Origin of the sequence: Noviherbaspirillum sp., assembly GCF_035654295.1 — a bacterium.
In the GTDB taxonomy this organism is placed as follows: Bacteria; Pseudomonadota; Gammaproteobacteria; order Burkholderiales; family Burkholderiaceae_D; genus Noviherbaspirillum.
The window spans coordinates 18,155-28,890 of sequence record NZ_DASRXF010000096.1 but is presented as its reverse complement, the minus strand read 5'-3'; the positions used below and the strand labels follow the sequence as shown (position 1 = coordinate 28,890).

The 10,736-nt window shown below is 61.8% G+C and carries 9 protein-coding genes and 1 pseudogene; all 10 read left to right on the top strand.

Annotated features, from left to right (window positions below):
- A pseudogene (locus tag VFF99_RS10330) lies at positions 1-242 on the top strand (hypothetical protein); the annotation flags it as partial.
- Between the two features lie 149 nt (positions 243-391).
- On the top strand, positions 392-844 hold the full coding sequence (locus tag VFF99_RS10325; RefSeq protein WP_325017540.1) for a type II secretion system protein: 453 nt from the start codon (positions 392-394) through the stop codon (positions 842-844).
- A complete protein-coding gene (locus tag VFF99_RS10320; protein WP_325017538.1) occupies positions 831-1,442 on the top strand; it encodes a type II secretion system protein in 612 nt (203 codons plus the stop codon). The genes VFF99_RS10325 and VFF99_RS10320 overlap by 14 nt, the downstream gene beginning before the upstream one ends.
- Positions 1,439-2,299 (top strand): type II secretion system protein, encoded by an 861-nt coding sequence (locus VFF99_RS10315; RefSeq protein ID WP_325017535.1) that lies wholly within the window; start codon positions 1,439-1,441, stop codon positions 2,297-2,299. The genes VFF99_RS10320 and VFF99_RS10315 overlap by 4 nt, the downstream gene beginning before the upstream one ends.
- On the top strand, positions 2,296-2,733 hold the full coding sequence (locus VFF99_RS10310) for an agglutinin biogenesis protein MshP (protein ID WP_325017533.1): 438 nt from the start codon (positions 2,296-2,298) through the stop codon (positions 2,731-2,733). Before VFF99_RS10315 ends, VFF99_RS10310 begins: the two co-directional genes overlap by 4 nt.
- An 11-nt stretch (positions 2,734-2,744) precedes the next feature.
- Positions 2,745-7,892, top strand: a complete 5,148-nt coding sequence (locus tag VFF99_RS10305; protein ID WP_325017531.1) for a DUF6701 domain-containing protein — start codon at positions 2,745-2,747, stop codon at positions 7,890-7,892.
- 196 nt (positions 7,893-8,088) lie between these two features.
- Entirely contained in the window at positions 8,089-9,000 is a 912-nt protein-coding gene (locus VFF99_RS10300) for an agglutinin biogenesis protein MshI (protein WP_325017529.1), read from the top strand.
- Positions 8,997-9,668 carry a PilN domain-containing protein gene (locus VFF99_RS10295; protein WP_325017527.1) on the top strand — a complete coding sequence of 224 codons (672 nt, stop codon included), beginning with the start codon at positions 8,997-8,999 and terminating at the stop codon, positions 9,666-9,668. The genes VFF99_RS10300 and VFF99_RS10295 overlap by 4 nt, the downstream gene beginning before the upstream one ends.
- Positions 9,665-10,354 (top strand): MSHA biogenesis protein MshJ, encoded by a 690-nt coding sequence (locus VFF99_RS10290; protein WP_325017525.1) that lies wholly within the window; start codon positions 9,665-9,667, stop codon positions 10,352-10,354. Before VFF99_RS10295 ends, VFF99_RS10290 begins: the two co-directional genes overlap by 4 nt.
- A complete protein-coding gene (locus VFF99_RS10285; RefSeq protein ID WP_325017523.1) occupies positions 10,339-10,725 on the top strand; it encodes an MSHA biogenesis protein MshK in 387 nt (128 codons plus the stop codon). Before VFF99_RS10290 ends, VFF99_RS10285 begins: the two co-directional genes overlap by 16 nt.
- Positions 10,726-10,736: the final 11 nt, after the last annotated feature.

Genomic DNA, 10,736 nt, shown 5'->3' with positions numbered 1-10,736 from the left:
CGGCGACGAACAACGTCGTCACCGACAACAAGTGCGTGAAGGTGTCCGATTGCTCCGATGTAGGTGCGTTACTCAACCCGGCGCTCACCCTTGGCACGACTGCAAGCAGCACTGCGTACTATCTGGAGGCTGATACAACGGTAACCACTAACGGTGCGGCCGTGACCTGCACGCTCAAGAAGGACACTGGCTACTCGGCGACGTTCTCGGCAATCGGCGCAGCGAATTCCCCTGCCCCCTAATGCTGTAATGTACGCCCCCGCCATGTTTGCTGGCGGTTCAGACCAACGAAGCCCAATGAGAGTATCTGATTGGGCTTTGTTGTTTTTGCTAAGGGAAATTCGTAGTACGGCAAGGAAGCAAACCGCCCTTGTCTCTGACCACCGCACATATGCATAGACGCAGAGGTTTCACGCTGACGGAGTTGATCGTGATCCTGCTGATGGTCGGGATCCTGGCGGTTGCCGTTGTTCCCCGATTCCTCGACAGGAGCACTTTCGACAGCCGCGGCTTTCACGACGAGACGCTCGCCATCCTGCGCTACGCCCAGAAAACGGCGATCGCGCAGCGGCGCAATGTCTGCGTTGCCTTTACCTCCACCAGCGTCACGCTGACCATCGCGGCGGCAGCAGGAAATACGGCGGTCTGCACCCTCAACCTCGCCGGCCCCACTGGCGCCAGCCCGTACTCGATCACCGCCCCGTCGGGCGTCACATACACCAGCACCCCGAACGCCTTCACCTTCACCGCCCTCGGTCAAGCGACTGCCGGGCAAACATTCCGGGTGTCCGGTATGCCGATGGACATCATCGTGGAAGCGGAAACCGGCTATGTCCATACCTGACACACGCATCCGCTACGCTGCCCGCCAGTCCGGCATATCGCTGGTCGAGCTGGTCATGTTCATCGTGGTCGTCTCCGTCGGCGTGGTCGGCCTTCTCGCGGTGCAGAACGTCACCTCGAAAAGCAGTGCCGACCCGATGGTGCGCAAGCAGGCATTGGCGATTGCCGAATCCATGCTGGAAGAAGTGATGCTGATGCCGTTCACCTTTTGCGATCCGGACGATGAGAATGCGGAAACCGCGCAGACTGTCGCCGAATGCACGATCGACCAGGACAATGACGGCGCCGCACTCAACGGCCCGACCCCGGCCGCGGAAACCCGTTATTCCGCGACTGCTCCCTTCGATAACGTGGCCGACTACGCCGGCTTCGCGATGAACACCAGCGGCATCTATGACATCACCAGCGGTGGCGCCGCGGCGATCGCCGGGCTTGGCGCATACAAGCTCAAGCCGATTTCGATCAGCAGGGTGACAACGCTGCCGAACGTGCCCGCCAGTGCCGCCTTGCTGATCACCGTCACCGTCGTCGACCCGCTGGGCGAGGAAATCACGGTCCAGGGCATTCGCACGCGCTACGCGCCGAGGACGACGCCATGAGCAAGCGCTTCCAGAGCGGATTTACGCTGACCGAGATGATCATGGTGATCGTCATCACCGGCATCATTGCCGGGATGGTTGCCGTCTTCATCACCAAACCGGTCCAGCAGTACATGGACCTGGCGCGCCGGGCGGAGCTGACCGACACCGCCGACACGGCGCTGCGCCGCATTTCGCGCGACGTAAGACTGGCGCTGCCCAACAGCGTGCGTGTAACGGGTACCTGCAACGGCACGACGGGAACCTGCTTCCTTGAGTTCCTGCCCACGGGTTCCTCGGCATGCGCGACCAATGCAAGCTGCCTGGGAGGAGGGCGGTACGCCGCCGCGCCACCCGGGAACCCGCTCAATTTCGACGCCGCGGATAACGAATTCACCGTACTCGGCCCCATGCCGGCAATCGCAGCGGGCGACCAGATCGTTGTGTACAACCTGGGCGTCGCGGGTGCGGACGCCTACGAGGGAAACACCCTCGAGACCCATAACCGCCGCGCCGTCACCGGTACAGGTTCGGGCGCCATCCAGATCAACTCCACGGCACGCCTGCCGTTCGAATCGCCTGGAAACCGCTTCCACGTCATCACCAAACCAGTCACCTACGCATGCGCGCCTTCCGCCACCGGCGGTACCTTGCGACGCTACTGGGGCTATCCGATCAATGAAACGCAGCCGAGCGCGGTTCCGATTGCCGGTGCGAACAGCGCCCTCGTGGCCAATAACGTGACGCTTTGCCGTTTCGATTACTCGGCCAATGTGGTCGCCGAACGCTCGGGCCTGGTGACGATGCAGCTCGGCCTGACGCAAGACGGCGAAACCGTGACGCTGTATGTGGCCGCCCATGTGAGTAACCAGCCATGAAGACGATGCGCAACGCTTCCAAGGGGTTCACCCTGGCCTCGGCGGTCTTCCTGCTGGTGATCATTGCCGCGCTCGGCACCTTCGCCGTGACGCTCTCGACCACCCAGCACCAGGCATCGGCACAGGATGTCCTCGGCGTGCGGGCCTTGCAGGCCGCACGCGGCGGCATCGAGTGGGGGGTGTACCAGGTCTTGCAGAACTCCGGCACGGGATTCGACAGCACTTGCCGAACCGGGCCGGCAACGCAGGCACTGAACCTGCCCGGCGGCCTGGGAGCCTATACGGTCAACGTGACATGCACTTCCGTTGCGGCCCTGGAGGCCCCCGACAATATCCGGGTCTATACGCTCACTTCGACCGCGTCGCAGGGCACGCTGGCGACGGCAAATTACGTGGAGCGGCAGCTGCAGGTCACTATCTGGAGAAATGAATGAGACATGCCGGGATGACAATCCGGTACGCGGCTTTTCTGCTGTTGTGCATGGCGCTGTGGCTGCTTGCCCGCCCGGCGCATGCGGATACCACGCCGGGGCTGTTCTCCAGCTTCGCCGGCCACGCCAATTTCACCGGCACCGCGCGCTCGCTGCGCACCCAGTCGGATGACGGGAATGCCTGCGCGATTACGACCGCCGCGACTTCCGCCGCCCTTGCCGGCATTCCGTCCGGCGCAACGGTGACGGCCGCCTATCTCTACTGGGCCGGATCGTCCACCAACCTCACGTCGACACCCGACTATACGGTCACGTTCGAAGGCAACACGATTTCCGCGCCTGCGTCGCGGCGCTACACCGCCACGTTCAACTACAACGGCACGAATTACTACTACTTCAGCGGTGCGGCCGACATCACGTCCATCGTCAGCGCAAAGGGGAATGACACTTACACCTTGTCCGGCCTGACGGTGAACGCCGGCACGCCCCACTGCACCAACTCCGCCGTCGTCGGCGGCTGGGCGATCGTGGCGATCTACTCGCATCCGGGCGAGGATTTCCGGGTGATCAATGTGTTCGAAGGCTTCCAGGCCTACCGCGGCAACAGCATCACGCTCACGCCCAATAATTTCCGCATCCCGCCGTCCCCCATCAACGGCAAGCATGCCTATATCACCTGGGAAGGCGACGTCGGCAATTCCGAATCGCTGAACGGGTTCAACGAAGGCTTGATTTTTAACGGCATCACGTTGAGCGATGGATCGAACCCCGCCACGAATCAATTCAACTCGATATCGACCATCACCAGCCCGCCGATCACCACTTACGGCGTCGATTTCGACGTGTTCAATCTCACGTCGTCCCACCTGACGCCGGGCGAGACTTCCGCGCAATCGATCTACCGCTCGGGCGGCGACCTCGTGCTGCTGTCGGCCGAAATCATCAGCGTCACCAATACCGCCGTTGCCGACCTGTCGGTGTCGATGTCGCGACCCGATCCGCTTGATCCCGGCCAGAACGCCACCTATTCCATCATCGTGACGAACAACGGACCGAACAGCGAACCCGGCCCGATCACCGTCGTCGACACCTTGCCGAGCGGCTTGAGCTACGTATCGGCTTCCGGTTCGGGCTGGTCGTGCAGCGCCGTCGGGCAGACAGTAACTTGTACCCGGACAGGCAGCATTGCCTCCGGCGCGTCCGCACCGGCGCTGGTGCTGACCGTTGCCGTCGCCGCGAACGCGTCCGGCACGAAGACCAACACGGCGACCGTGACCGGCAGCGCGTTCGACAACATCTCGTCGAACAACACCGCGTCGGACAGCTACACGATGTGGGCCGACCTGTCGATCCTGATGTCGCGGACTCCGGCGACCCTGTCGGCGGGCGGCACGGCAAGCTATACGATCCTCGTCACGAACGATGGTCCCGGCGGGCAGCCGGCGCCGATCACCGTGACGGACACATTGCCGACCGGCGTGACCTTTGCGTCCGCATCCGGTACCGGCTGGTCATGCTCCAGCAGCGGCCAGACGGTCACCTGCACCAGGAACAGCCTGCTTCCCAGAGGGACGACAGCGCCTGCCTTGACCCTGAACGTGAATATCGCCTCCACGGTTTCCGGAGCGGTCATCAATACCGCGACCGTTTCGGCCGCCGGAGGGCTGGATACCAACACCGCCAACAACACGGCCACTGACAGCTATACCTTCCCGCCCTTCGCTTACTACGCGATGGACGAGACGGCATGGGGTACGACCGGCGCGGTCAAGGATTCAAGCGGCAACAACAGGCACGGTAGCAGGCTGGGTACAGCCGCGCCGACGGGATATCCATTTGCCGCCGGGGGCGCGATCCCGGGTACTCCCGGCACCTGTGGTGCAGGCTCCATCTCCGCCGGAACTTCGCAAGGCGTGAATACCGGCATCGACATCAACTCCGTCGGGAACGCCGGCACGATCGCCTTCTGGTACCGCAGCAATTCGGCGTGGAACGACAATAATGACCGCATGCTACTCGACGCCTCCGCGGACCTCGGCAACAACCATAATCAGGACAGGCACTTCTATCTCGTCAAGCGCGAAAACGGCGGCCTCCGGTTCGCGATTGAAGACAGCTCGGATTTGGAGTCGACCGCGGTTACAACCACTAACTACAGTTTTGCGGCTGGTACCTGGCATCACATTGCCATTACGTGGAACCTGGGGGCAGACAGGCTGTTTATTTATGTGGACGGTGCCCTGGCCGGCTCGTCCACCACAAATGTCGGCGGCACACTGGGGAACATGGATACGCTCTATATCGGGACGAGGCGCTCGGCCAGTGTCTCCGTGAATGTAGACGATTACACCGCGAACTCGGCCAACGGTTACATCGACGAAGTGTATATCTACGGATCGGCCCTCAGCGCCACCGGGATCAACGCCCTCAAGAACTTGACGCACCCTTGTACCGCTGCCGTCCATCACTATGAATTGTCGCTGCCCGAAAAGAGCATCAGCTGCATGCCGACGACGGTGACGGTCACGGCCTGCGCCGACAGCAGCAGCCCCTGCACGAATCCGTTTGCCGGCGTGGAGGGGCAGACGGCGACGCTGTCGGCAAGTGGTGCCACGTTGGCCAACGAGACGGTTGCCTTCGATTCCTCCGGCACCGCAACGACGACCTTGAGCTATCCGGCGGCGCCGGACGCGACGCCCGTGATCGTGCAGCTCTCCGGAGAGACCCTTGCAGCAACGAACCTGCGCCGATGCTGCAAGGACGGGACGACGTGTGCGGCTGCCAATAGCTGCACGACAACGTTCAGCAAGGCGGGATTCGTTTTCTCGACTACGGCGACGGGCAAGGTCAACGTCATTCCGCCGCAGATTTCCGGCCTTGCTGCCGGCAACTACTACTTGCGTGCCATCCAGACAAACACGGCGGCCACCGACGATCCGGCGAAAGCATGCGTAGCGGCACTGACGGGAAGGAAAACGCTCCAGCTTGCGTATCAGTGCAACAATCCTTCGACTTGTTATGGCAGCGACTTGATGCAGGTTGCCGCCACGACGACTGCAATGCTTTCCCGTAATGGCAGCAGCAGCGTGACCGCCTACACGGATGTTGACATGACCTTCGATGCAAACGGAAGCGCGCCATTCTCTCTGAGGTATGACGATGTGGGACAGGTTACGCTCTGGGCGAAGACGGAGGTCAACAATTCCCCGATCTCCGGCTCGTCAGGACCTTTCGTGGTCCGCCCGTTCCGGTTTGATATTGCGGTTCCGGGCAACCCGGGAGCAAGCGGACCAAACGATCCCGTGTTTGTACGGGCGGGGCATGATTTTTCAGTGACGGTCACGGCAAGGAATGCAACGGGGGTGGTCACGCCGAGTTTCGGGAGGGAGACGCCGCCGGAGGGCGTCGCCCTTGAGCACACACTGGTTGCACCGGCAGGCGGCCTTTCGGGAACACTGAGCGGCGGGATCGGGTCGTTCAGTAATGGGGTAGCTAGTGGTTCGTACAGTTTTAGCGAGGTGGGGATCATCCGGCTGGCTCCGAAGATCGCTCCGGATGATGCCGATGAAAAATATCTTGGATCGAACGTGGTCGGTACGACCGGGACAATTTCGCTCGGGACAAACTTGCTTACTGTTGCGTCTCCAGCGGGAATCGCCGTCACTGACCTTCTGATGGTGGAAGGGGCTGGCCCGGAAGGCGGCAAGCTCGTGGCGACGGTGAACGCGATCAACGGCACTGTAATAACATTGAGCAATCCTGCACTCGCTGCAGTCGCCGATGCCGGTGTTTTCTCATTTTCGGGCAACGTCGGCCGCTTCATCCCCAATCACTTCAGCATGACCGGCCGCCTCGTGCCGCGTTCGGATGTCCGCCGCACGACGGGAACGATCGGCGCCGGCGCGACGACGCTCGCCGTCGCTTCGTCCGCCAACATCGCCACCGGCGATTACCTCATGGTTTGGGGCGCCGGGCAGGGCGGAACCGGACTGGCAGCCCGGGTGGTTGGCGTGGCAGGAAATACGATCACGTTGAACACGCCCGCCCTTACCGGGGCGACGAATACAAACGTCTATCACATGCAGCTGACGGGTTCGATTGGCGCAGGATCGAACCTGCTCAACATCGCCAATGGCGACGACCCCTCCGGGATTGCAGTCGGTGATAAGTTGAGCATCGATGGCGCCGGACCTGGTGGTGAAGCACTCCAGGCAACCGTGACCGCCGTCGCGGGGCAGGACGTCACGCTGTCAGTCAACGCCGATTCCGAGGCCAAGCTCGCACGGGTCGCCAAGGTCAATGCCCCTGATGCCTTCACCTACATGGCCGAGCCGATGCTCATGCAGTTTGCCGTCATGGCGCACAATACCGACGGGGATATCACGGCCAATTACATCGGCCCTTACGCGAAGCTGGACGGCGCTTCGCTTGGCGCCAACTGGTTCACGGCCGGCTGCGCGTCAGGCCAGTGCTTCGGCCTCGGTGCGATCGGCGGCAGCACGCCGCTCACTCCGCGCCTCAGTCTCGGTGCCATGCCGGGCAATCCGGTCAGCAGCTGGTCCGGCGGGGTAGGAACCTTTGCTGTCAGTGCGAATCTTGCGCGGCCGACTACAGCAACCGCAGACGCAACGTGGGGGCCCTATGACACATTGAAAATCGGCGCTGCCCCGCGCGACTCGGATGGTGTCACGCTAGACGCCAGCGCAGTGAACCTCGATGCCGACGCAAGCGGCAGCGCCGAACGCCAACACCTGTTCACCACGCGCAGCCGAATGGGCCGCCTCAAGGTCGCCAGCGCCCACGGCTCGGAACTGCTGCCCCTGACCATCGGCGTCACCGCCCAGTATTGGAACGGCACGGGTTACGTCACGAACATGCTGGACAACAGCAGCGCGTTCCAGGCGGGAAATGTCGTATTCAGCAATCCGCGGAAGAACTTTACCGAAAACGAAACAAGTGTGTCCCCGCCGTCCGTCGTGTTCGTCAACGGAAAGGCAAGCTACAAGCTGGCCAAGCCGAGCGGCGACGGCAAGTATGACGGCAGCCTTGACATGAATATCAACGTCTTCAACCCGCACCTCCCGAACCCTGTTCCGGGACGTGCGCGCTTCGGTGTGTACAAAGGGCACAACGAGGTGATCTACCTGCGTGAAAATTTCTGAGGATTCCACCCAAAACGCACACCGGGCATAGTGCACGCGCCCACGATACGGTATGCTGCGGGGAAACGAAAACGCTGCGTTGTTCTGGGTAAATACCAATTGACAACAGTTATTTATTAAATTAGTTTCAAGCAATTTGTCAGGGTGGCCCGCACATATGGGATGGTTCTCCAAAGCGAGAAAGACTGCCGGTTGGATGGCAACCAGTTTTCAGGGCGAGGGCGTGTGCGTAGCCATCGTGTCGCGCCCGTCAACTGGTCTGCCGAAAGTCGAAGCTGTCGGTTTTTCCAAGGGGAAACAATCGCAGTGGCCCGAACTCCTGCAAAAGATCGCCAAGGATTACCAGGCGGGCGGCTACCAGTGCACCACCTTGCTTGCGCCGAGCGAATACCAGCTGCTGTCGGTCGATGCACCGAATGTCCCGCCCGAGGAGCTCAAGACGGCAATTCGCTGGCGCTTGAAAGACATGCTCGACTACCACGTCGATGACGCCACCATCGACGTGCTCGATGTCCCGGTCGACAAGAATGGCGGCAGCCGCACCCACTCCATGTACGCAGTCGCTGCGCGCAACCAGCTTATCGAGCAGCGCCAGACCTTGTTCACCGACGCGAAGATTCCGCTCACGGTGATCGACATCCCGGATATGGCGCAACGCAACATTTCCGCACTCCTTGAGCCGGAAGGCCGCGGGCTTGCGATGCTGTCCTTCAGCAGCGAGGGCGGGCTGCTGACAGTCACTTACCAGGGCGAGATTTACCTGTCGCGGCGAATCGACATTTCGCTGGACCAGCTGGCCCAGGGCGATGCCGATCAGCGGCGCGGACTGCATGACCGCATCACGCTGGAATTGCAGCGCTCGCTCGACCACTTCGACCGGCAGTACCACTTCGTCAATGTGCCGAAGCTCCTGATGGCGCCGATGGGCGAGGCGGGTGCCGGTTTGCGCGAGTACCTGTCCACCAACCTCTACATCGAAGTGGATGCGCTCAACCTCGAACAGGTCCTCGACCTGTCTGCCGTTCCTGACCTGAAATTCCTGGAAAGCCAGCAGCGATTCTTCATGACGCTGGGTGCGGCGCTGCGCCACGAGGAGAAGGCCCTGTGAGTCAGCAGATCAACCTGTTCAATCCGATCTTCCTCAAGCAGAAGAAGCATTTCTCGGCGGTGACGATGGCCCAGGGCCTGGGCCTGATCCTCGTCGGCTCGCTGCTGCTGGCCGGTTACCTGACCTACCGGACGAACGTCCTCAAGTCGGAGGCATCGTCGTTCGCGAGCCAGCTGTCCGCGGCGGATGCGCAGCTCAAGCAGATCAACGATCTGGTCAAGTCGAGGCAGAAGAATACGGCCCTTGAGCAGGGCATCAAGAAAACCGAAACCGAGCTGGCGCAGCTGGAGCAGGTGTTCGGTACGCTGAGCCAGGGCGATATCGGCAATACGAAGGGCTACTCGGAATACTTCAAGGCGTTTGCTCGCCAGGTCGTACCCGGAGTCTGGCTGACCGGCTTGACCATTCAGGGTGCGGGCAGCGAGATGGGCATCCGCGGGCGTACCATCGCCGCCGACCTCGTCCCCGATTACTTCAACAGGCTCAAGCGCGAGCCTGCGATGAAGGGTGCGTCCTTCAGCGCGCTGGAGATGAATGCGCCGTCGAGCGAGAAGCAGGGCGAGGCGGACAAGGCAGCATCGAAACAGGGGCAGGGGAACTACGTCGAATTCAATCTTCGGAGCGCCGGTCTGCAGAAGGCAGGCCCGGCAGGAGCGGCCCAGCGATGAAACAGCAATGGCAACGGCTTGTGCTGCGGATCGACGCCTTGAGCCTGCGCGAGCGGGCGATCGTGTTTGCGGCAGCCGCCCTGGTCATCATCACCCTGGTGGACAAGACCATGATCGATCCCTTGTTCCGCCAGCAGAAGATGCTGACCGAGCAGATCAACCATAGCCAGGCCAAGCTGGCGGAAGTCAGGAACGGCATCCAGCAAGGCGTACGCGCCCAGACGCGCGACCCGGACGCCGAGAACCGCGAAAGGCTGAAGCAGCTGTCGGAGCAACTGCGCCAGAAGCAAGCCGAGCTGTCGGAGCTGCAAAAAGGACTCGTTTCGCCGGACAAGATGCCGGAGCTGCTTGAAGGCCTGCTCAGGCGCAACGGCGGTCTTCGGCTGGTCTCGCTCAAGACGCTGCCGGCGGCGAATCTCGTCGAGCAGCCCGCAGGAGGCGACGGCGGGAAAGACAAGCAGGCCGCGCAGGCCGCAACGCCGGTTCCACCAGTCTATAAACATGGCGTGGAGATCGTCGTGCAGGGGAGTTACCTCGACATGGTGAGCTACATGAGCCAGCTGGAAGGCCTGCCTTGGCAGTTGTTCTGGGGCGGGGCGCAGCTCGATGCGGAAGAGTATCCGCAGGCCCGGCTTACGCTCACGCTCTATACCTTAAGCCTGGACAAGAAATGGTTGAACATCTGATGCCGGTGCCGATGGCCGTGAGAGCGCTTGCGATGCTGGTCGCCGCTTTTTTCCTTCCGGCGGTGCAGGCCGAGACGCTGGTCGATCCGACGCGTCCGCCGGCAGCGGTCTCTGCCGGCGATGTGCGCGGTCCGGCGGCGGAGGAAGGGCCGGTCCTGCAATCGATATTGATCTCGCCGGTCAGGACGGTCGCTATCATCAGCGGCCAGACGGTGCGCGTGGGCGACCGGATCGGAGATGCGCAGGTTGCCAAAATAACGGAAAATGAGGTGATATTGCGTAGTGGAAAGGGATTGCAAACACTCAAGCTTTTCCCGAGTGTCGAGAAACGGTCGAACCCCTTCCGCAAGGGACACCCTACAGGTAGCTGACAGCAATAAGG